Genomic DNA, 24814 nt, shown 5'->3' with positions numbered 1-24814 from the left:
ATGAACCTAAATCTACAAAAATCATGAGATTTAAATGTACAAGCTTAAAGTATGGCAGCATCTTTTTGCTGCTTTTACTCATCAGCCAGTCGTTCAACGCTGTCTTTGCGCAGGATGAACGAAAAATTACCGGGAATTTAATAGATACCGAAAACATGCCAATTATTGGTGCTTCGGTTTCGGTAAAGGGCACCAGCAAAGTAACAGTTACCGGAGACAAAGGTGCTTTTAGCATCTCTGCCAAAAACGGCGACAAACTCGTATTTACTTTTATGGGCTACGAAGCCAAAGAAATCACTATTGGCACTGCATCGAGCTATAAAGTAACCATAAAAGAAGCGAATACCTCACTTACAGATGTAGTTGTGGTAGGATATGGAAAAGGGTCTCGCAAGGGCTTATCAAGTGCCATTACTTCAGTAAAACCCGAAGAATTAAATAAAGGCGCTATTGCAGATGTTGGTCAGTTGCTACAGGGTAAAGTTCCGGGGCTGAATATTAGCGCCAGTGGCGACCCAAACAAACCAGCAGCAGTAATTTTACGTGGTGCATCTACCGTTAATAGTCCGGGAGCTCCTTTTTATGTGATTGATGGTATCCCAGGAGCCGATATTGCGGCGATAGCACCAGCGGATATTGCATCAATTGATGTATTAAAAGATGCCGCAGCAACTGCTATTTATGGTAACCGTGCAGCCAGTGGTGTAATTATAGTAACAACAAAACGTGGTAAATCGGGCATGCCGCAGTTAAGCTATAGTGGCTATATAGCTGCCGAAAAAGTAAGTAATCAGCTTGATTTAATGGATGCTGATCAATTAAGGGCTTACCTTACAGCTAACAAAGTTGCATTTTCGCCAAATGATGATAAAGGCGAAAATGTAAATTGGATGAAAGCCATTGAGCGTTCTACCGCATATTCACAAAACCATAACCTTTCATTTAGCGGTGGTACCGATCACAGCAATTATAGCGCCAGCTTAAACTACTTTAACAAAGAGGGTATTTTAAGTAAAAGTTCATTAAATCGTATTATTGGTCGATTAAACATAGATCAGTACGCATTCAATGATAAAGTAAAATTCAGCTTAAACCTATCCAATTCGAGTAGCAAATCTATTAACGAGCCATTGCAGAATATTGTATTGTTACAGGCTGCAAAGCGCTTACCTGTTTCGCCAATTTATAATGCAGATGGAAGTTATTTCGAAAACCTGAACAATACAGGTTATTTTAATCCGGTAGCCATTGCCGATAATGCACAGGACGAAACAAAATATAACGTTTTAATTGGTGGTTTTAATACGGAAGTAAAATTGCCGTTTGGCTTTACCTATAACATTAATTTATCTTACCAGAAAACTACCGCTGCTCATGGTGAATTTTACAGCAGTTATTTTGGAAAATACCCAACATCGAACTTTTACAATAACCCCGACCCAGGCATTGGAATAGCACATACCCTGATTGGAGGTGTGTTTGGCACTAATGGATCGGCTTTAAGAAGCAATTTTGAAAACACCAATAAAATATTAGAAACATTCTTAACCTGGGATAAGAAAATTGGCGACCATACCTTAAATGCTGTACTGGGTTACAGTTATCAGGATAATATCGTAGGTGATGGCTTTCAAACTTCAAGTACAAATTTCCCAACAGATTTCGTTGGCTTTCAAAACCTTACCCTGGGCAACCCCTATGCCATTCCTACTTACCGCATTAATTTAGGAAATGACCTTGTTTATCAAAGAATCCTGATGATCTCTGACTTTTTCAGGTTAAATTATAATTATAAGAGTAAATACTTTTTGCAAGGTTCAATCAGACGCGATGGAAGCTCTGCATTCGGAAAAAATAACCAATGGGGTTATTTCCCATCTGTTGGTTTAGCCTGGAGAGTAAGCGAAGAAGAATTCATGAAGGGCCAATCATTTGTTAGCGATTTAAAAATCCGTGCCAGTTATGGAGTAACCGGAAACTCTTCAGGGATAGGCGCTTATTATGGACAGTTAGTTTATGGTGGTTTCGGCACTTATTACAACAATGGTGTGCAGGCGGGGGCGTATGCACCTATACAAGGTGCAAACCCCAATTTAAAATGGGAAAGGACATCAACCAAAAACCTTGGTGTGGACTTTGGCATTTTAAACAACAAAATTACGGGTAGTGTAGATGTATATGATAAAAACACCAATGGCATGCTTTTCAAATACAGTGTACCACAAGCGCTTGTTCCGGGTGGCCAATTATACGCAAACGGTGGTAGCATCAGTAATAAAGGTATCGAAGTAAGTTTAAATGTATCACCAGTTGCTACCAAAAGTTTTTCATGGTTGAGTAGCATTAACATGGCATACAATAAAAACAAAATTACGAGCTTACAAGGTCCTATTTCTAATGCAGATTCTATTCGTTACTCAGATCCAGAAGGACCTGGACAAACCAATGCGACTTTACAAATCCTGAAAGTTGGTTACCCGCTTGGCCAGTTCTTTACCCTAAAATATGCGGGCAAAGATGCGAGTGGCAACTCACTGTTTTACAAACGTGATGGTTCTACAACCACCACACCTAGCATTGGAACCGATTATTTCTACCTGGGCAATGCGCAGCCAAAAGTAATAATGGGCTGGAGCAATACCTTCAAATATAAAGAGTTCGAGCTGAACATCTTTTTAAGGGGAACCTTTGGCAATAAGATATTTAATGCCACCAAAGCAGATCTATCTTACACCGCGGGTGCAGCAGTTAATAACATACTAAACAGCGCTGCTGACGATAAAGTAACAGACACGAGAAACTCATTCTACTCAGACCGGTATATTGAAAGTGGTTCTTATGTGCGTTTGGATAATGCAACTTTAGGCTATAATTTTAAAAACCTAATTAAATATGTAAGTAATGTTAGGGTTTATTTATCAACCAATAATTTATTTACCATTACTGGCTATAAAGGGATTGATCCTGAGATTAATCAAGGAGGCGCTGCCCCGGGTATAGATTATAACAACTTCTATCCTAAAACACGTACTTTTTTACTAGGTCTTAACGCATCATTTTAAAACACAAATTCTAAAGACATGAAAAAGATATTATTTGGAATATTATTTGCGCTTACTGGTGCATTAATATTCACCTCCTGTCAAAAACTCGAGGTACCCGTTACATCAGAACTTTTACCAGAAACCTATCCCAAAACAGCCGCACAGTTAACATCGGCATCTGGGGCGGTATATATCAATTTAAGGAGCGATTATGCCACTACTTACTTTTTTTTACAAAGTTCTTCAACAGATGAATCGGTGCTGCCAATTTTTGCTTCCGACTGGATTGACGGGAATAAGTACCTTGAACTGCATCGCCACACCTGGACAAAAGACAATGCTTGGGTTGCAGCAGGTTGGTCTTATTTGACCAACATTATCGGCACTGCCAATCAAACCATTTCGATTATTAGCGAGTCGGCACCAGCGGGTGCTGCAAAAAACACCAACCTTGCAGAATTAAAAACCATGCGGGCCCTGTCGTACTTTATGATGATGGATTTATATGGCAATGTTCCGTTAGATACGTTGTATGGCAGCACAGCATTAAAAACGAATTCGAAACGTGCAGACGTATTCAACTATGTAGAAAGCGAGCTTAAAGCGGCTATCCCCTATTTAAAATCGACTAGCGGTATGGCAACCTATGGTTTACCAACAAAATACCTCGCTTATTCGATATTGGCAAAAATGTACTTAAATGCGGCTGTATATACAGGAACAGCACGTTATGATGATTGTATAGCGGCTTGTGATCAGATTATCAGTTCAGGTTTATATAGTATAGAACCAATGTCGAGCTATCTACAAATGTTTTATCCCACCAATGGGCCAACGCAAAAAGAATTTATTTTTGCAATCCCCTTTGATGCGTCTACTTCTTCCGGCAATATGTTTATGGCCCGTTACGATTTAAACCGTAACCTTGGCATACGCTATCAATATTCTGGATCCACACCAGGCACATTTACCAACCCGGTTATGAACCAAAGCAGTGGCGGAGGCTTGTCAAACAACAAACCGAGCGGTCCGAGAATGACTACAACTGAGTTTTATGCAAATTTTAACGATTCGAACGACATCAGAAACAAACAATGGCTTACCGGCCCGCAGTACTGGCCAGATGGTAGTCCGATAATGGTGAGCACCACTAATTTAGGCTACGATCAGTTTTATACTGGTGGTACTCCGGCTGGAACACTAACTTATGCCCTAAATTTAACGCCATTAAGCAGTTCACGTTTAGGTGCAAATGCTTACGATTTAGGGAAGGATGAAATTGCCTGGAATACCGGCTACCGTAACATTAAATTCTTACCAGATTACACCAATCCAATTAGCCGGAACCAAAACAACGATATGCCGTTATTCCGCTATTCAGATATTATCCTAACGAAAGCTGAAGCCATATTTAGAGGTGGAACGCCAACATTAGGCGCTACGGCATTAGGTTTGGTAAACAGCGTACGAAGCAACCGTACCACTTCTGCAGCTTTAGGCGCATTGACATTGGATGTACTTTACAATGAACGTTCGAAAGAATTTGCATGGGAATGCTGGCACCGTAATGATATGATCAGGTTCGGTAAATTTGAGAACACTTATGGTTTATCTAAAACCAATACCGATACTTATCGCCGTATATTCCCAATTCCAAGTACAGCAATAGCGACAAACAATACATTGGTTCAAAACCCTGGTTACAATTAACCCTCGGTAAACAATACAAAAATTTCTCTGGGGTAAAAGCCAGAGAAATTTCTTTTTTCCTATCCTGTTTAAGGCCGATGGCCCATCAAAATTTCTCAATCACCTTAAATTTATCTCCATGAGGAAACACTTACTTTTACTGATTTCCCTATTCACCTATTGCTCATTACAAGCTCAGGTTTTATTAAAAACACAATCTGAAGCCACCCCTCCTACCAAAACGATAACTAAAGATGCCTTATCGCTTAATTTTATTGCCATGGGCGATTGGGGAAGAAACGGTGCCGACCATCAGAAACAGGTAGCGCAACAAATGGGGATAACCGCAGCAGATGTTAAAGCACAGTTTATCATTTCTACAGGTGATAACTTCTACCCTAGCGGCGTAATCAGTGAACACGATCCACTTTTTAAATATTCTTTTGAAGATATTTATACTGCATTTTCTTTGCAGTGGGATTGGTATCCGGTACTGGGTAACCACGATTATAAATCCAATCCAGATGCCCAGGTTGCTTATTCTAAAATCAGTAGGAGATGGAAAATGCCCGCCCGTTATTACGCAAAGAAGTTCCCCATCAATGGAGATCTGAATAATCAGGTATTGATTGCTTTTATCGATACCAACCCTTTAATTCCAGAATTTTACAAAAATTCCGAATACGGCCCAAATGTAAAAGGCCAGGATACCACCCAACAAAAACGATGGCTGGTTAAAACATTAAGTGACACAGATCCAAGCATCAGATGGAAAATTGTTGTGGGGCATCATCCCATGTATACTGGAGGAAGCCGCACAGATGGATATGATACCAAAGCAATCCGCCGTTCCCTTAAACCGGTTTTTGATCGTTATGGCGTAGATGTATACCTCACCGGGCACGAGCACAGCTTGCAGTACATTAAACCTGAAGGCAAAACACATCACTTCATTTCAGGCGCAGCATCAGAAAAAACACCTGTAAAACTCATTGATGATGCCCAGATGGTGGCTTCTGTGTATGGTTTTATGCTTTTCTCGGTCAGTAAAGATTTAATCCGTGTACAAACCATTAACGATGAAGGAGAAATTATTTATAATACCATTATCAAAAAATAAATGCTGCTTTTCTCCGAACAGCGCTTATTTTTAGAAAACAAAAACCGCCCATCATTAGCTTAAAAATATTATGGCCATTACCGAATCTGCACCGCAAGATTTACTTTTACCGAAAAAGAAAAGATTACTTTCTTTAGATGCCTTACGCGGTTTTGACATGTTCTGGATTATTAGTGGAGAAGGTATTTTCCACGGACTGGCTAACGGTGTAATGAAAGAACACCATTTGATCAGAAATCCCAATGACTGGACCATTGCCAGTAATAGCCATTTATCGTTTCTCGAAAAGTTTTCGGTTGGCATCAGCAACCAGCTTCATCACTCCCTTTGGAACGGTTTTACTTTTTACGACCTGATTTTTCCACTTTTCATCTTTATCTCAGGTGTTTCGATGCCATTTTCTTATGAAAAACATTTAAATGCCGGAAATGATAAAAAAAAATCAGCAAAAGCTATTTATTATGCCCTGGTCAGAAGAACACTGATTTTAATCTTTCTTGGAATGGTGGTAAACGGCCTGCTCCAATGGGAAGGCTACGAAAATACCCGTTTCGCGAGCGTACTTGGCCGGATTGCCCTATCTACTTTTTTTGCGGCTTTAATTTACCTCAATTTTTCGTTACGCAAACAGCTCATCTGGTTGCTCGGCATTTTATTGGGCTACTACATCATCATGATAGCCATACCTGTTCCTGGTTTTGGGAATGGCGTTTTAACACCCGAAGGTAATCTGGCAGCCTATGTAGACCGCTTATTGTTGCCCGGCAAACTCCATCGTGCAGTTTACGACCCGGAAGGTTTGCTGAGCACTATTCCTTCCATTGCAACAGCACTTTTAGGGGTATTTACTGGAACATTTCTAAACACTAAAAATAACCGTTTCAGTCTGGTTCTAAAAGCTTTCTACCTCCTTGTAGCAGGCATAATATTGGTTTCGCTCGGATTACTATGGGACCTGCTTTTTCCGTTCAATAAAAATATGTGGACGAGCTCTTTTGTATTGGTTGCCGGTGGATTTAGTCTGGCGCTGTTCTCTGTCTTCTATTACATTATTGATGTTAAAACTTATCAAAAATGGAGCTTGCCTTTCATCTGGATTGGTACTAATTCTATTTTAATTTACGTTTGTGCCCATGGGCTTTTCAATTTCGAATCTACTTCACAATTCCTCTTTGGCGGAGTTATAGCTAAAATTCCTTTAGCCTGGCAACAGGCAGGTTTATGGCTAGGCGTTCTACTGATACAGCTTGGGATATTGAAATTTCTCTATGATAGAAAATGGTTCTTAAAAATTTAAGGCAAAGCCTTAGGCTCCATACGCTAAGTAATATAGAAAGATCCTGAAACGAGTTCAGGATGACGAAACGAGCAATATTAAAAACACAAAATTACCCCTGAAGAACAAAGAAGCAATAAAAGAACTTCCATCAAATCCTAGCCCCATTATACATATGTTGTTAACTGATGTAAAAAATAGAGCGTCAAAATTCAAAAAAGGAATACAGTTTCTGTTCCTTTCGGCCATAGCGATCACTTATACAAATGTTGTTTATGCACAAAAACAGCCTTTAATCCCCTATGTTCAGCCATTTTCGGGTACTTCGGCCAGCACCACATTGGCCAGCCAACATATAGAAGATAAAACCGAACGCCTGGCCAATACCATTCCTGCTGTAGCACCGCCCTTTAGTATGACACAATGGACACCGCAGACCCAGCTCACCGAAAAAAAATGTCTGGCACCTTATTATTACAACAACAAAAAGTTTTACGGATTTAGGGCAAGCCATTGGATCAGTGGTTCTTGTACCCAAGATTACGGAAGCTTCACCATTATGCCCATTTCAGGCCAACTTAAAACCAATGCAGCTCAATATGCAGAAAATTATGTCCACGAAAACGAAGTTTCTACCCCATCCTATTACAAATTAAAATTACCTCAACATCAACTGTTAACAGAAATTACAGCCAGCCTCAGAAGCGGTGTAATGCGGATCACCGCACTGAAAACAGATAGCGTTTATATTTTAGTTACGCCCAATAGCGATCAGAGCAAAGGTTTTATTCAGGTTGATGCAGAAAAAGGTGAAATTTCCGGATATAATCCTGTTCACCGGATTTATCAGGGATGGGGAGAACCTGCAGGCTTTAGTGGTTATTTTTTCATCCGGTTCAAAAAATCCTTTACTTCTGCAGGTGTTTATAGCGAAGGTCATATTTTCAATCAGCAAAACATCAGCAATAAAAAGGATATTGGTGCTTATGCAGGCTTTAAACTGCAAAAAGGAGAACAGTTAGTGATTTATTCCGGCACCTCATTTACAAGTATCGCAGCTGCCAAGGCCAACCTGGAAAGTGAGATCAAAAATGATGATTTTGATACTGTTTTAGCACGCAGCAATCAGGCTTGGGAACAATCCCTATCGCAGGTCCGTATTTCAGACACAAATGAAAAAGGAAAGAAAATCTTTTACACGGCCCTCTATCATGCCATGCAACATCCCAGGTTATACAATGATGTAGATGGGAAATATCCGCAGTTTGATGGAAATTATCAGAACAAAACAATAAATAAAGGCAATTATTACGATGATTTTTCGATGTGGGATATTTACCGTGCACAATTACCATTAATTGAACTATTGAATCCCAACTTAGCTAATAGTCTTGTTAATTCGATGGTATTAAAAGGTCAGCAAGGTGGTTGGATGCCTATTTTCCCTTGTTGGAACAGTTATACTGCCGCCATGATCGGCGATCATGCCACTGCTTTCATCGCTTCCGCATATAATAAGGGGATCCGCAATTATGATATTAATGAAGCTTACCGATTGATGAGGCAAAATGCCTTCCAAATGCCCGATTCTGTCGATTATCTGAATGGAAAAGGCCGACGTGGCATTAACAGTTATTTAAAGTATGGCTATATTCCGTTAGAAGACAGTATCCCCAACGCTTTTCATAAAAAAGAACAGGTAAGCAGAACTTTAGAGTATGCATACGATGATTATGCACTCGCCAGTATCGCGAAAGATTTGGGCAAAGAAACCGATTACAGAGAGCTATCAAAACGATCGCTTAATTACCAACATGTTTTTGATCCCAATGTTGGAATGGTTAGGGGCCGTTTTGCCAATGGCAACTGGTACAAGCCTTTTTATCCCGATCACCGCGAACCTTATATTACAGAAGGAACCCCAAGACAATATACTTTTTATGTTCCGCATGATATGCCAGGACTGATCAAGTTGATGGGTGGGCGGAAAAATCTCGAAAACGAACTGGATTCGCTCTTTAATAAAAAGGAATATTGGCATGGGAATGAACCTGGCCACCAGATTCCATTTTTATACAACTACACTTCTTCTCCATGGAAAACCCAGATGCAAGTATCACGCATCTTGGCAGAAGAGTACGGGGAAGGCGCTGGTGGTTTAAGTGGCAACGACGATGCGGGGCAAATGTCGGCATGGTATGTATTTGCAGCGCTTGGCTTTTATCCGGTAGATCCTGTTTCAGGAAACTATCAACTCACCAGTCCTTTGTTTAAACAGGCTACAATAGCTTTTAAAAATGGCAAAAAATTGGTTATAACAGCCATTAAAAAGAACAAAAATTCTATTTACATCTCTAAAATCAGTTTAAATGGAAAGCTTTTTACCCAAAACCAAATTAAACACCAATTGCTGGTGCAAGGCGGAAAATTAATCTTTTATCTGCAAGATCAACCAGCCATGCTTCAAATGCCTAAAAACCAATCTGCACATAAATAAACTTAAATTAATAACTGTATTACCGTTATTTTATAATCATTTAAATATGAACAGTTTATGATGATTTCGCATTTCCTTCCAACTAGGCCGTAGCACCGTATCCCCGTTCTACTTAAATCCGGCGTAATAAATTTTTCGGGTTGCAATGCCCAAGCCAACCTACTAGCTTCGAAAGAAAACGGCGAAGCCCTCATGAATGCAGCTGAAAACTATAATACGAATGAATAAATTTTCAGCCGGTGTTTTTTGTTTTTTCATGGGCTTTTATGTTTTTCAGCGGCATTCAAGCTAGCTCTGCTGGTCTTTTTGACATCAAAAAGAAAGAAGCCTGTCCGGCTAGGACTAATAAAATGCCCATTTTACGTCCCTCCCCTCTAAAAGAGGGGATTCAACCCAGGTTAATCTTTAAACAAAATCAAGATCATTAGTATTGCACTTAACACAAGGATAAAAAGTATCATTCTTTTGGGAAAGACACTTTCACGCGCCTCATTCCCGGTTTTATCTGATGTTTTTAGAATTTTCTTTTCAACCTTCATGGCTAGATTGGTATAGATGGGATTTGACTGCGTTTGAGCCAAAAAGATTAACAGGAAAAAATATCTTTATTCATTGACCGTATCGCTCAAAACATCAATATTAAAGCACCTGCCCTACCCATCTCAAAAAATTGATTCTGGGCAAATGGGAAAGCCCTAATCTTGGGAAAGCATACCAGGTATTTTTTCGTAAAAACACAGCCTCACCAAACACTTAACAAACAAACAACAACCTGCTAACCTTGAGGAAACATTGATTGACTAATTTACAAATGCATTCGCATACCCTAAGTAGAAAACAGGTAAACAAAAAAGTTTCGATAAATAGCAAGCTATGAAACAGCAGGCCAGAACGATCCCAGGAAAACTGGTAGATTTTGATTATAACAGATACAGGTTACCAACATTTGTAATGCAGTTTAAACCCTCCGTTTATCAAGATGGTGATTGTTATTATGCCGTATTATCCTTTGAGGAGGAGCATGATCTTTCAGGTCTTGGAACCTCACCTGAAGATGCACTGATAGACTGGAATGATAAAGTATGTGAAATGCTTGCCCTATCGGGCGCTTTACGCACATCTTTAAGTGCCAAAAACAAATAATTGCCAAAAAACAGGCCATTTTAATCTTCGCCAAAATTTATATTGATGAGCTGTGATATAGCTTACCGGCCCGGTATTTGATGGGGGGCTAATATGATCAGCTGAATTTTCCCGATAACTGTTACTTGAGATCAAGAGACAATGCAATTAATCTGGAACGACGAAAATTTGAAAAGTTTGGTCTTTTAATTACTTTTATCTTATCTGAAAAGCTAAACTAAAGAATCATGGCCGGTGCGCAGGAAAACAACAAATGGGACTCCTATAACGGTGCTTCCCCACTTATTGCCCTATACAATAGCTTTCACCCCCTAACTGTTGAAATGGAGGCACTCATCGATAGCCACACCTTTCCCGTGAGTTTCCGTAAGAACAGATATATTATCTCTCCGATAGATCGTAATAGATATCTTTACCTGATTTTAAAGGGAGTAGTAAGGGGGTTCTATAAGGACTCGGGAACAGAGATCACTTCCTGGATCTGTCAGGAAAATGAAATTGTAGGGACCATCCGCAATCTATGGACTGAAGAAGAATCAGATGAATACCTCCAGGCAATAGAGGATGTAGAGCTGATTGCCATACCTCATGAACTCACGACTATGCTTTATAAAAATTTTGCAGAGGCAAACATTATTGGCAGAAAGATTATGGAGCTTCATTATAGAGGAGCGAATGACAGGGGCTTTCTCTGTCAGATTCCCTCTGCTACGGGCCGCTATAAACACCTACTCCAAGCCTTCCCCTGGATGATTAACCGTGTGCCGCTCCGGTATGTTGCTTCGTTCCTTGGCCTAAGACTGGAAACGCTAAGCAGGATCCGATCAGTAGAAAACAAAAGAATATAAAACATAGTCTGCGTTATTTTAATTTTATTGTTTAAAATCTTGCTGAAGGCATGAAAATATTAAAGGCTGCTGATGCATTGATAAATCAGCAAAAATAGGCCATGAAATAAATACAGCATCTATTTTATTCAAAAAAAGGGGATTTCCACCTAATCAGTCTTAATCGACCCGTTAATTTGTCATTTATACACCTAATTCCCTCCATAAAAGATTTTGATATTTGTTATAATCATTAATATCAAACCATTATGAACAACACAAAAAAAGTAGATGAGTTTATCGCTAAACTTGAACACCCACTTAAAGCAGAACTTGAAGCAGTAAGATCTATTATTGTCAATGCAAACCCTAAAATAGAAGAAGACATAAAGTGGGGAGGCCCTAGTTTTCTTTACAAAGAAGACCTGGCTACTTTCAATCCAAGGATCAAAAACTATGTTGCCCTTATCTTTCACAAAGGAGCGCTGATCAATGTAAAATCAGACTTTCTTGAAGAGGCAACTAAGGGAAAGGTTTATGCAAAATTTTATTCTATGGATCAGGTAACAGCAAACAAGGAACTCATTGAAAAAATGGTTAATGCCTGGGTTGAACTGATGGACAAATAAATTCGCTTTGTCCTCAAAAGTATTCTTGGCAGAACCATTTCTTGCATAATTCTAGGTCCTTGGCGAGTTTACTGCCTCCAGAACACAATAAAGAAATACTGATTTCAAGTCTAATTTTTTAATTTATGGCTCATGCTGCTTTTGTTTATAGCTCATTTTGTGGCTGTATTGAGCTACATTCTTTATTAAAATGAACTTCATCTTGTGACGCATCGATGTTCGCTTCATTTCTTTTGGATAATCTTAAAACCGCTAAAAGATGCATCACCGGAGGCATCACCATAAGTAGCATGATAAACACCAACCTGTAAGCCACTATTTCCCAAATCATCCCTTTTTACCGGGCTGCCAGGAAGATCTACCCAAGCCTTTCCATCACTGCTACCGCGCATAAAAAATGTATTTCCTAGCCGTTGTACCTGCAGATGCCTGTAAAAAGTCCATCCAGAGAGGTTGTTCGTCTGCCTTCTGCCACCATTCCCAAGGTCGGTAACAATATTTCCAACGCCCCAGCCTGGCATAATGCCGTTTTGTAAAAGCATTCTTCCATTTGTTGGAGCTTTAACCATTATACCTGCCTCATTTGCACCATAGGCTTTCTTCTCCTTGAGCCCCAGCATATCTGAAAGCATTACCTCGGCGATAAAATCACCCTCCACATTGTTGTAGGCGAAAGGCCCTATTGCCTCCGATCCATCCCAAAATGTATTGTGCGAAACCATCTTTAGGATACCCGATTGTTGTGTAACGGTATCAGCATTTCCCAATAAACCATCCCAGGAAGTTCCTGACAGGCCGTCTTTTGTTGCCGGAACTGACCGGGCCGACCCACGCTGTTTTCTGATCACAAATTGTGAAGAATCTGTTCTAACAGCAAAGGGAAGAGATGTTTGGGTAACATTTCCAAAATTATCCCTGATTTTCACCGTATACTGATAACTGCTTTGCGGAAGGACCGAAAAATCCATATAATCTAATGACCGCAGCCATTTTACATTCCCTTTATCTTTGTCATTTTTAAAAAGATATTCGAGGTCACTGCCTGGCAGTTTAGGTTTATCTGCAACCATATAAACCATATTTGGTGTAACTGCAGATGGTTTTAAGGCAAATGATGCTTTTAAGCTGTCTGTTCCCAAGGTTTGTTCCCAAAAATTAAATTCTTTTAAGCAAGCACTATGATCAAGACCATAATTGTATATTGAAATTGATGATATTGCTGTTGTGGCACCTGGTCTTCCACCAGAAGATTCAATCAAAATACGCTCGTCTCTTTGATTATTAGGTACCAGTGCATAACTCGCTGGTTTACCATTAATAAATACCTGGAACTTGCCCTGAGAAAAAGAACAGATTAACTGTTGCCATTTGCCATTACCCACTATCCTCACGGCTTTATTTCCTTTACCAACAAACAGATCTGTTTTTGAGCCAACAGCAGGCAAAAGAGAAAAAACAGCACTAAATGGTTTTGAAAAATCGACTTCTTTTGTAATGCGATCTCCCATGAGGACTTTACTGCCATTTGCCAATACAGCAGCTGTTTTCCCACTAATATCGGCAACTTGCACATTTCCTTTGCATGTCAGTTCTCCCAAAGCTGCCCCATTGTTGGGCCAGTTTGCTAAATCCCCATATTCAAGGTTTTTTGCAGCTGCGTACAGAACCGTATGGTTAGTTATGCCTTTTGTATAAGCCGCTTTAATCTCTGCACCGGTTAATGGAACGTCATAAATTTTCAAAGCTGCCAGCGCACCAGAAAATCCTGAAGTTCCATCATCATTTCCGCCAACAAGAAACCTGGTAAGATTATTCACAAAAAGCATCCTTCTTTCTGCCCTATCCAATTTCCCATCAACATATATACGCTCCATTGTCCCATCAAAAACCATGGTAATCATATGCCACTCATTTGCTTTGGGTAAATTTCTGTATCCTAAATCTGCCCAACCAAGATGGGTGGCAGCCCCTGCACCTTTACTATTCCCATAACCTACCGCAGCATTACTTAAATCAACACCACCCCTTCCTGTCCATGAAATGATGATTTCTTCTTTATTAATCTCTGGATTCAGCACCCACATACTCACGCTATAACTGCTGTTCCCCAACATAGATGAAGGCGCACGAACGGACGATGACAGGCGCTCGGTACCAGAGAAAACCAAAGCTTTCTTTCCACCTATCATTGAAGTAACCGGCTTATTTGTTCCGTTAGCAGAAAACATACCGGCCAATTTTCCATTATTTTGAATATGGGCTGCTATTGATCCTATACGGAGGTGATCAAAGTTCAGATCAACCAACAGTCCTTTCGGTTCAAAACCTTGCAAAGATTCCCATTTTTTGATGCTGGTGTTCATCACCGGATTATATTCAGCATTGTCGAAAACCTTAATGTTCCATACCGCCTTATTTAAGCCCGGATATTCTGTCCGTAAAATTGTTGTACGCAGATATCTGGCCTTAACGTTTCCAAAATCGATCATCGGACTTCCATGTTGGGTGTTTTTACGCTTATCAATGTACAGCCCCCATGTTTTGCCATCGAGCGAATATTCGATTTTGTATTGATAGTACCAGGTAGCATATTCAAATTGAGTATGTACACTTTTAACATCATAGACCCGGCCTAAATCAACTTGGATCCACGAGGGACCAATATTGTTTTTGGCTTTCCATAAAGTTCCGTTATTATCATCGAATGCAAATTCTGGTTTAAAATCCTGATCATAACTTGAAGAGGCCACAGCAGTTTTGCCTAGCGCCAGATTTGGATGCGGATTCGCATTTTTTGCCAAGTAGCCAATTCCGGAATGTGTAGGTACCAGCTTCAGTATGTTTCCTTTCTCATCGAAGATCATTTTATCTGCTGCTACCTGCCTGTGATAGCCACCATCATTGTGTGGGTTATTATGCCGGTGATAAACCAGGTAAAAATCGTCTCCCTGCTGCAGAACAGACTGGTGCCCTGGTCCGTGCACCGTTCCATCGCCGTTTGTGGCGAGGATAGGATTATCTGGGCCATACTTAAAAGGTCCCATCGGATTGCTTGCAGTGGCATATTGTACCCTGTAGGTTCCATCTTCGCAATATCCGGATGAATAGGTAAGATAATAAACACCCTTTCTTTTAAATACAAATGGAGCCTCGAAAAAGTCTTTTGCATCGGTATTCGGGATCTGCGCAAGTTTTGAAAACGACTTCATGTCGGCATTCAATAAGCCAACGCCACAACCATGGCCCGGATAAATGCCCCAGGTACCCCAATACATATAGTACTTACCGTCGTCATCTTTAAAAGTCTGCCCATCAAGGGTGATCACTTTGGGTACCATAAAATTTGAAACTATTGGTTTTCCAGGTGCCAAAAGGGATGTCCATGGACCAACTGGTGTTGCTGAAGATGCACCGAATATTTCAACGGGCTGACAGTAGTATAGATAATATTTTCCATCAGGGCCTTGTGTTGCATCTGGCGCCCAGTAATGATGGGTTGTTGGCCAGTTCATATCCTGCATGGTCCAGTTCACAAAATCTTTTGAAGTCCATACCTGCGATGGGCCGAACCCACCCCCATTGCCATCGGTTGTTGCATAAATATAATACGTATCTCCAAATTTTTTAACCGTTGGATCTGCAAAATAACCTGGTATAACAGGATTGCCCTGTCCCTTCGTCAAATGCTGAGATTGCCCCATTGCAGGATGAAAAGCGGTATATAGGAGAAAAAAAACGAAGAGGTTCAGATAAGTGTTTTTCATAATTATTGTTGATATCCCGACCTATAAAAACCAGAGTTGATGGATCGGGATGTAAATATAAATGAAGCGTAACCTAGATTTCCGTTGTATATTAATGCATAACATTAGTATTTTAACCAAGCACCCCAATCTTTGTTGTACTGCGGGGTACTTGTTAAAATCTAGTAGCTATCAGATAAAAAAGAAGCATAAAAACACAGGGCTTCTTCATAGTTTTATCGATGAATTTTAAGGGTTGTTTTTATTCAATATTCTTTAAATTCATTTGCACTTAGTAAAAGATCCGGGCATAAAATATCTTTGATATAACCAGATCTAAGAAGGAGTTTATTGATAAAATGATTTAAACATGAAAATATACAAAGTATTCTTGCGTACCATCCTGTTCCCCACTATTTTAGCCATGGGTATCACTTCTGCCAATGCACAAAATGGAGACCAGATATTAGACGGGATCGGTGAAACGGGAATGAGTGCGCGTTATATCTTTAATGGAGATGCCAAAGATTGGTCACGAAATAATTTTCATGCCAAATTTCAGGGCGACGGAGTCAAATTTATCAACGACAGCCGATTTGGAAAGGTTTTATCGCTCTCTGGGGATAACAATTCCTTTGTCACAATTCCAGGAGAAGTATTAACAGATATAGAATCGCTCAGCATATCAGGATGGATATACCTCCGTTCGAAGCAGCCCGGCCAGCGGTTTTTTGATTTCGGGAAGGACGTAACCAAACATTTTTCTGCAGCACCTATTGGAACAAATGCTGAGGAAGGTTTCCAGACATCGATCACGGCAAAGGAGAACAATAAAAACACAGCGGTTGCTCCTGCTTTAGAACTGAATAAATGGATCTATATTACCATTGTGATAGATATTCCATCAAAATCTATGGTGACTTATGTGAACAGCAAGCCTGTGGCCGAAGTTAAGCATATCGCCCTGGAGTTAACAACGGTATTCGATCAGCAATCAGGGGCAAAAAACCTGTTGTATATCGGAAAATCGTTAGTACCTGGAGATCCTTATCTGAATGCCATGATACATGATTTCCGTATTTACCGGGTTCCGTTAAGTGCGGGGCAGATTGCCGGAATTTATCGCAATGCTCAAAGAGGCACCCAAGAAAGTGCGGTAAATGTAGGTAAGCGTGAAGATGATCTCCCAAAGTTTTCTTCTGGCACTCCACAGCTTTACAATACTTATTTAGCCCATGTATCAGATATTCAGGTGGAAACAGAAGTAGGAAATTTACCACGATTACCCAGTTATGTACCGGGTACCTACAAAAATAAGATGAAAGGTCCAAAAGTGCGTGTGTTGTGGCCTTCTCCAACTGATAATAGCACGGTCTTGAAACCTGGAAGTTACACCGTTACCGGGCGTGTTGCGGGAACGTCTTTTCAACCTAAAGCATTTGTAACCGTAAAAGCGCTTAAAAAATCAGCTGCGCCAACTTTAAAGCTTGAGCCGTTTGCTTTAAACAGGGTTTCTCTACAAACGGATGTTCATGGCCATGCAACCAAATTTATCGAAAACCGTGATAAATTTATCAAAACACTAGCTAAAACCGACCCTAACTCCTTCCTATACATGTTCCGCCAGGCTTTTGGCCAGAAACAACCCGAAGGAGCAAAACCTTTGGGGGTATGGGACAGTGAGGATACCAAATTAAGGGGGCATGCCACAGGCCACTACCTTTCGGCAATTGCCCAGGCCTATGCCAGCACTGGATATGACAAGGCACTGCAGGCCAATTTCTCAAAAAAAATGGAGTATATGATCAATACACTCTATGAACTATCCCAATTATCAGGTAACCCTAAAAATTCAGCTTCCACCTCGGTATCTGATCCAAGCGCTGTACCGCATGGCCCCGGTAAATCAGATTATGATTCTGACCTTAGTGCATCGGGCATTCGTACCGATTATTGGAACTGGGGAAAAGGATTCATCAGCGCCTATCCTCCCGATCAGTTTATCATGTTGGAAAACGGAGCGAAGTATGGAGGACAGAAAAACCAGGTTTGGGCCCCGTATTATACCTTGCATAAAATTTTGGCTGGCTTGATAGACGTATATGAGGTAAGTGGCAATAAAAAATCACTTAAAATAGCTACCGACATGAGTGATTGGGTATATACCCGCTTAAGCAAGCTGCCTCAGGAAACGCTTATCAGGATGTGGAATACCTACATTGCTGGCGAGTACGGGGGCATGAATGATGTAACGGCCCGTTTATACCAGACTACAAATGATCCGAAATACCTAAAAACAGCACAATTATTTGATAATATAAAGGTTTTCTTTGGCGATACAGTACATTCGCATGGGCTGGCCAAAAACGTAGATATTTTCCGTGGACTGCATGCCAATCAGCACATACCCCAAATTTTAGGGAGTATCGAAATGTACCGGGTATCCAATAAACCTGAATATTACAGTATAGCGGATAACTTTTGGCACAAAATGGTAGACGATTACATGTACAGTATCGGAGGCGTTGCAGGTGCCCGTAACCCTGCCAATGCGGAGTGTTTTATTGCGCAGCCAGCTACTTTGTACGAAAACGGCTTCTCTGAAGGAGGTCAGAATGAAACCTGTGCCACCTATAATATGCTAAAACTGACTGGAGACCTATTTCTCTTCGATCAGCGGGCAGAACTGATGGATTATTATGAGCGTGGCTTATACAATCATATCCTGGCATCTGTTGCACAGAACAGTCCTGCCAATACCTATCATGTACCACTCAGACCAGGATCTGTTAAACAATTTGGCAATGCAGATATGACGGGTTTTACCTGCTGTAACGGCACTGCAATAGAGAGCAGCACCAAATTACAAAATTCAATCTACTTTAAAAGTAAAGATAACCAGGCGCTTTATGTGAACCTGTACATTCCCTCAACACTAACATGGACAGAACGCCAGATTAGGGTAGAACAAACAACAAATTTTCCAAAAGAAGACCACACCCGTTTGACCATTAAGGGCAACGGAAAATTTGACCTCAATGTGCGTGTGCCAGGCTGGGCAACAAAAGGATTCTTTGTAAAGATCAACGGGAAAGAACAAAAGTTTCAGGCTGAGCCAGGCAGTTACCTAAAGATAAGCCGTACCTGGAAAAATGGCGATATTGTAGATTTAAAGATGCCATTCCAATTCCACCTGGATCCGGTTATGGATCAGCAGAACATTGCCAGTTTATTTTACGGACCGGTATTGTTGGCAGCGCAGGAACCAGAAGCCAGAAAAGATTGGCGCAAAGTAACCTTAGATGCCAAAGATATCGGCAAATCAATCAAGGGTGATCCACAATCTTTACAGTTCACCATTGATGATGTGGTTTTCAAACCATTTTACGAAACATACGGGCGTCATTCTGTTTACCTGGATGTTACACTAAAATAGGCAATGTTGCACTAATAGCTGAGGATGGCCCACAAGTCAAGAGCAGAATAACTTAACGCTTATCATGTTATAAAATTCCAGTATAGGAATTTTGTTTGTGCTGGAGTATTTGATTTATAAAATTCAATCTCTTCTATGGTTTTGATCATTTATCGCTACCCGATCATTATCTCATTTTCATATCTTTTGGATAGAAAAGAGAAGCGGCTGTGTTCTTTTTGAAGAAACAGCCGCTCACAAAACAAGCAAAATTCTTACTTACTTGCCTTTTCAGTTAATTCTTTAACGTTTTTAACCAGAAGACTAAATTCTTCTTTATCATATAATCTGGTCAAAAATCTGATGTAACCATCCCTGTCGATCACTACGTTACGCGTTACGCCAGCTTTTTTATCAGCAAATTTCTGGAAGATTTTAGCACCAGGATCTAGGGCCAATGGATAAGTGATATTCATGTCTTTGTGAAATTTCTGTACCACATCTAATGGTTCATCCCGATCAACACCAATCAATACCACATCTTTATTTTTATTGGCCTGCCAGATGTCCTTTTCTAAATAAGGCATTTCTTCTCTGCATACTTTACACCACGAAGCGGTGAACTGTAGGATGACAATTTTTCCTTTTAATTCTTTTAATGTGGTTTTCTTGCCATCATGGAGAACAAGTTCAAAATCATCAGGGGCTTTATCCCCTACTTTTACCAGATAGCCTCTGCTATCGGCATTGGGGTTTTCGAATTTTGGCTGTTGCGCAAATCCACTAAGTGTAAGCAAAACTGCGGCTAAGGTTAATAGTTTAATTTTCATAATAATGATAAGTTTAAAGGGTAATAATGTTGTCTAAATTATTTTTCAGCAGCTTTCCAGCCTTCATCAGGAGCAGTGGCTACTTCGCCATATTTTCCTTTTTCGCCGAAGTAAGCGTTGCCACCAAAAGTATAAACGGGTTGTTTTACCAGATCGAGCTGGAGTTGCGGCAAGGGATATTCAGTTGGCGTACCGCCTACAAGTAAATTATTCCTGCGCATAAACGTAAATGGCAGAAATGCCCCACCAGCGCCATCTATTTCAATGGCATATTCATAATGCAATTGTTTTCTCAAATCAGCCTGGGTTGCTGCAACATCAGGAAGCGTTCCTATGGCTTTTCTTGCAGCGGCCGGATCATTTAGTATCGCAGCTGCGCCAGCATAATCCTTCAGCCAAAATTTGGCTTCAGCCTTTAGTAACCTGATCTCATCGGCCAGGAAATAAGGATTAACCGCACCAGGCGAGTTTAGCGTATTGGCTGTATTATACCATCTTTTTCGGTACCAATTGGTAAAAAGCCCACGCCCACGCGATTCGATAAATATTCCAAAACTTGTGGTGTATCCAAAATAACTATCGAAACGTTTATCGTTGCTGCTAATGTTGGGCAGTATTCCGGTTAAAGGATAAAATTTAGGGGTATTTCCGGTTTTATCGGCCAAATAGGCGATTTTCAGATCTGGAGGCAACCAACCAGAACCATCTGAATTGCGCTGTAACAAATTGGTCAATAACTGATTGTAATACCCCCCTGTTACCGTGGTGATCACAAAATCGGTGGTAAATCCTTTTTCGGCGTAGGCCAATACTTTGTTCCATTGTACATCGCCAATTTTTTCCGCTTCGGTCTTATCACGGGCCTCAGAAGATAAAATCCTTGCAGCCATTGAATTGGCCAGTTTAATAAAGTCGGCTTTACTGAATGTTTTTCCACTGAGGAAATCGAATTTAAACTGAGCATTCGCTTCAGCCAGCGTTATAGATTTATCAATCAGCTTAATTCCATTGGCAATTAAGGCCTTGTAAGAATCAGGAAAATCTTTCGTGCTCAAGTTCACGTCATCCACAATAATACCACGGTCGAAAATAACACCAAGATAGCCTTGGGCTACTCCTTTGGCATAATAGGCCGCAATAAGGCAATCCTGCGTTCTATCGGCCCCCTGTGTATCGTAAATCTTTTTACCCTGCTTTTCAATAATATCCAATGCCAGCGTGGCATCTAAATTGGCTTGATAAAAGTTATTGTAAAATGTATTCCAGGTAACTGCGCCACGGTAAGATGTATTGTTATTGAGACGTAGACGCGGTTCGTTTGCAAAATCCCACCAGGAAGAATTTCCGTTGGTATTGGTCGTCTGATCGGCCAAAAGACTAAAATGTGTGCCCGATGCACTTGTTGAAGTGCTAAAGACGGTTTGAACGCTACTTGTTGTGAGCTTAAGTCCGAGATCTTTTATCTGATCGATGGCTTCCTGATTCGTCAGCGTTGTTGGATTATCAAAATCTGTTTTTTTGCAGGCGCTAAGGCTTAAGGCAATAAGTGATATGTAGAATATATTTTTCATTTCTGTTCGTTAAAAGTTTAGCGTAAGTTTTGCGCTGTAAATGCGGTAGGTTGGATAATCGTAAAAATCCTGATTGCCCTCTGGCGTTACCCCGGTAAAGGATGTCCAGGTATATAGGTTACGGCCAACTAAGGCAAGTCTGGCATTACTTAATACCCGGTGTATCCCAATAGCTTTTAGCGGCAATTTGTAGCTTAACGAAACTTCTCTTAATGATACGTAGCTGCTGTTCTGCAACCAGTAATCGGTGGTTTGCTGGGCATTAAAAACCGCTGTAGTAAAGGCAAGTGGCAAACCTGCCTGCGCTGCCTGATCAGAAAAAGGGGAACGGTATTGATAAGTAAGATACTGCTGGGTTTCGTTATATTTCTGACCTCCTTTTTTCCAATCCAGCACCGCATATAGCGATAAAGGGCCAATATTGAAGGTATTAGAAAAACCGACAATAAAATCGGGCTGTGCATCTCCAATAATTTTCGAATTACCAGTAGCTGCATTTTGGTACAACAAAGGTGTTTCAGCTGCCATACCTTGCTGGCTTTTCAAAACCACAAAGCCCAATTGGTTAACAGCAAAATCGCTCAGCTTGTAAATTCCACCTGCTGCATTGGTAACAAGCCCCTGTGCATTGGTTTCCAATTGATCGAGACCAGTGAGCACACTATAACCATAAAAGGCAAAAGGGCTTACTCCAGGTGCTTTTCTAAAATCGCCATCTGTAAATTCTGGCACATCACCCAATGAGGTAATTTTACTTCTAATTCTGCTAAAGGTAATTCCGGTATTCCAGGTAAAGGCATTTTTGGTAATCACATTGCCGTTAATTTCGAGCTCGAGCGAGTTTGATTTTACTGCACCCAAATTCCCATAAATTCTTGCCGAACCTGTAGTTGGTGGAAAAGCCGGCACCAGAATAAAATCGTTTATACTTTTCGAAAACGCATAATTGGCCTGAACATTAATGCGTTTAAACAACTGCGCATCAATACCAAATTCAAGTTCGGAGGTAATAGCCCTTTTAAGATCTGTATTTTCACGTTGATTGTAACTTACACCGCCAGAACTGGATAAGGAAACCTGACTGTCCTTAGCACCAAATGGAGGCAAGCTTCCGGCCTTGCCATAGGCTACCCTTAATTTTAATTCGTTAATGATACCCAACTGCACATCTTCTGTTAACCGATACGCGGTAGATACCCTTGGGAAAAACGCTGTTCCAACATCAGCACCAAATCGCGAACTGTTATCCAATCGGCCAAGCACATCAACAAAAATCTTTTCTTTCCAAGCGGCTTTTAAGTTTAAGAAGTAACCGTAGTTAACTGTTTGTTCCCAGGTAGAGCCAATACTTCTACTATCAGCTGATGCCGCAGCTAAACTTTTAACAGGTGCACTTAGGTTATAGCCAGAGCCAGATAATGATGTAATCCTGTTTTCTTCGTATACCGCTTTTAGTGTTGCCCCGAAGTCGAAATCGTTAAATTTATTGTTATAGTTTAGCTGCGCCTGACCGTTTTTGGAAGTGGTTTTTGATGTCTGTTCGCCATAATAACCATTGTTACGGGTAATGTCGGCAGAGATCGTCTGAAAGCCAATCGGATAGTAATCCGTTTCGTTGTAATTTTCGTTCTGTATAGAAGTATATACCTCCGCATTCAACTTGTCGGTAAACTGGTATTTTACTTTTATACCAGCAAGTAAATTATCGCTGTTATTTTCATATTCACGGTAACTCAGCTGATAAAAAGGATTGTTTACATTGAAGTTCTGTATATCAAAACCATAGGGTTTAAAAGCATATTTCCCTGAAGCATCGCGTTCCTGAAGATTGATAAAAGGTTCGTATAGTGAGGTGGCATATAACAAGGAGCCGCTACCACTTGATGATATCGAAGAAGAAGGCGTTTTGTTGTTAAAGTATTGCAGGCTTAGGTTAATCTCTAAGTTTTTATCCGGTTTATAACCAAAATTAAACAAGGCCGTTTGTCTTTTATCAGCACCCACAGGTTCTGCAACTCCGCCTTTATATTGATTTTGAAAAGATGCGTACAAAGTATATTTATCGCCTGCAGTTGATGCCGAAACAAAGTTTGTAAAATATGGATTGTTGTTTAACATGTTAGCCACATTATCGTATACATTTGGATATGGGTGAAGGTTAAGGGAATAACCGTTTGCTTGTACATCGATGGTCCTGGCGTTGCCGTTAAGCACGAATGAACCATCGGAATTAACCTTAAAATGATGAAACTGGGAAGTTGGCGGCGTATTTTGTACATTGCTTAACCCAAATTCATTATCGACAATAATATTCACCTTCCCGGTACCTTTTCCTTTTTTGGTGAGCACCTGGATAATTCCACCCTCACCCCTGGTGCCATAAAGCGCCGAAGCTGCTGCGCCTTTAACCACTTCAATAGATTCTATATCCTGCGGATTTAAGTCAGACAGGTTTAATGCAGTTACAAACCCATCCACAACCAAAAGCGGCGCAATATTGCCAGATACCGATTTAGCGCCACGCAGATAAACCGTTGCCCCCGAATTACCAGAAGATTGGCTGATCTGGATCCCAGCAACCTTTCCTCTTAAAGTTTGAGAGGCATCTGTAGCCGGAACGGTATTAATCTGATCGTTATTCACTTTTGTTAGGGCAAAGGTCAGTTTTTTACGGCTGGTACCTTCTGCAACGCCCGTAACCACCACATCAGCTAAAAGATGGACATCCTCTTTCAATTCCACATTAATTTCTGATCGGTTATTGATGGCTACAACCTGTTCTAAATAGCCCTGAAAATGGATGATGATACTATCAGCTTTTTGAGATAAGTTTAAATTAAATTCTCCTTTACCATTGGTACTGGTGCCGATTTTGGTGCCTTTTAACTTTATGGTGGCGCCTATAAGTGCCTGCTTATCTTTACTGTCGGTAATCTTACCGCGAATGGTATTTTGAGCAAAAGCCTGCAAACTGCTAAGCAAAACAAAGCAGACTATTAAATGGGTAAAAAATATTTTCATGTTTAGGGA

Annotated in this window: 13 protein-coding genes; 9 read left to right on the top strand and 4 right to left on the bottom strand. The window is 40.5% G+C overall.

Going from position 1 to position 24814, the window contains the following annotated elements; all coding sequences use genetic code 11:
- Nucleotides 1-23 precede the first annotated feature (23 nt).
- The 8 genes from LQ201_RS06250 to LQ201_RS06215 all read left to right on the top strand — a co-directional run bounded on the left by LQ201_RS06250 (nt 24) and on the right by LQ201_RS06215 (nt 12225).
- A complete protein-coding gene (locus LQ201_RS06250; RefSeq protein ID WP_230140204.1) occupies nt 24-3062 on the top strand; it encodes a SusC/RagA family TonB-linked outer membrane protein in 3039 nt (1012 codons plus the stop codon).
- Nucleotides 3063-3080: 18 nt separating this feature from the next.
- Entirely contained in the window at nt 3081-4754 is a 1674-nt protein-coding gene (locus tag LQ201_RS06245) for a RagB/SusD family nutrient uptake outer membrane protein (protein WP_230140198.1), read from the top strand.
- 118 nt (nt 4755-4872) lie between these two features.
- Nucleotides 4873-5853: a tartrate-resistant acid phosphatase type 5 family protein gene (locus LQ201_RS06240; RefSeq protein ID WP_230140196.1), complete on the top strand. Its 981-nt coding sequence runs from the start codon at nt 4873-4875 to the stop codon at nt 5851-5853.
- A gap of 70 nt (nt 5854-5923) precedes the next feature.
- Nucleotides 5924-7150, top strand: a complete 1227-nt coding sequence (locus LQ201_RS06235; protein WP_230140194.1) for an acyltransferase family protein — start codon at nt 5924-5926, stop codon at nt 7148-7150.
- 154 nt (nt 7151-7304) lie between these two features.
- Nucleotides 7305-9626: a GH92 family glycosyl hydrolase gene (locus LQ201_RS06230; protein WP_230140192.1), complete on the top strand. Its 2322-nt coding sequence runs from the start codon at nt 7305-7307 to the stop codon at nt 9624-9626.
- Between the two features lie 873 nt (nt 9627-10499).
- Nucleotides 10500-10769 (top strand): hypothetical protein, encoded by a 270-nt coding sequence (locus tag LQ201_RS06225; protein ID WP_230140190.1) that lies wholly within the window; start codon nt 10500-10502, stop codon nt 10767-10769.
- Nucleotides 10770-10996: 227 nt separating this feature from the next.
- Entirely contained in the window at nt 10997-11617 is a 621-nt protein-coding gene (locus LQ201_RS06220) for a Crp/Fnr family transcriptional regulator (protein WP_230140188.1), read from the top strand.
- 248 nt (nt 11618-11865) lie between these two features.
- The gene (locus LQ201_RS06215; RefSeq protein WP_230140186.1) at nt 11866-12225 is read left to right on the top strand and encodes a DUF1801 domain-containing protein; all 360 of its coding nucleotides are present in this window, start codon (nt 11866-11868) and stop codon (nt 12223-12225) included.
- Between the two features lie 224 nt (nt 12226-12449).
- Here the strand turns inward: LQ201_RS06215 and LQ201_RS06210 are convergent, their stop codons facing one another.
- Nucleotides 12450-15989 (bottom strand): family 43 glycosylhydrolase, encoded by a 3540-nt coding sequence (locus tag LQ201_RS06210; protein ID WP_230140185.1) that lies wholly within the window; start codon nt 15987-15989, stop codon nt 12450-12452.
- Between the two features lie 349 nt (nt 15990-16338).
- Here LQ201_RS06210 and LQ201_RS06205 point away from each other — a divergent pair, with 349 nt between their 5' ends.
- On the top strand, nt 16339-19404 hold the full coding sequence (locus LQ201_RS06205; protein ID WP_230140183.1) for a beta-L-arabinofuranosidase domain-containing protein: 3066 nt from the start codon (nt 16339-16341) through the stop codon (nt 19402-19404).
- A 254-nt stretch (nt 19405-19658) separates the two neighbouring features.
- On the opposite strand, the gene LQ201_RS06200 is transcribed toward LQ201_RS06205, so the two are convergent.
- The 3 genes from LQ201_RS06200 to LQ201_RS06190 are packed head-to-tail and all read right to left on the bottom strand — an operon-like array spanning nt 19659 to nt 24805.
- On the bottom strand, nt 19659-20213 hold the full coding sequence (locus LQ201_RS06200) for a TlpA disulfide reductase family protein (RefSeq protein WP_230140181.1): 555 nt from the start codon (nt 20211-20213) through the stop codon (nt 19659-19661).
- 38 nt (nt 20214-20251) lie between these two features.
- Nucleotides 20252-21784 carry a hypothetical protein gene (locus LQ201_RS06195; RefSeq protein ID WP_230140179.1) on the bottom strand — a complete coding sequence of 511 codons (1533 nt, stop codon included), beginning with the start codon at nt 21782-21784 and terminating at the stop codon, nt 20252-20254.
- A gap of 9 nt (nt 21785-21793) precedes the next feature.
- Nucleotides 21794-24805: a SusC/RagA family TonB-linked outer membrane protein gene (locus tag LQ201_RS06190; RefSeq protein WP_230140176.1), complete on the bottom strand. Its 3012-nt coding sequence runs from the start codon at nt 24803-24805 to the stop codon at nt 21794-21796.
- Between the last annotated feature and the right edge of the window lie 9 nt (nt 24806-24814).

The sequence above is a fragment of the Pedobacter sp. Bi126 genome, from assembly GCF_918698245.1.
Lineage (GTDB): Bacteria > Bacteroidota > Bacteroidia > Sphingobacteriales > Sphingobacteriaceae > Pedobacter.
Note: the sequence above shows the minus strand (reverse complement) of the source record. Positions and strands in the feature narration are given on the sequence as shown.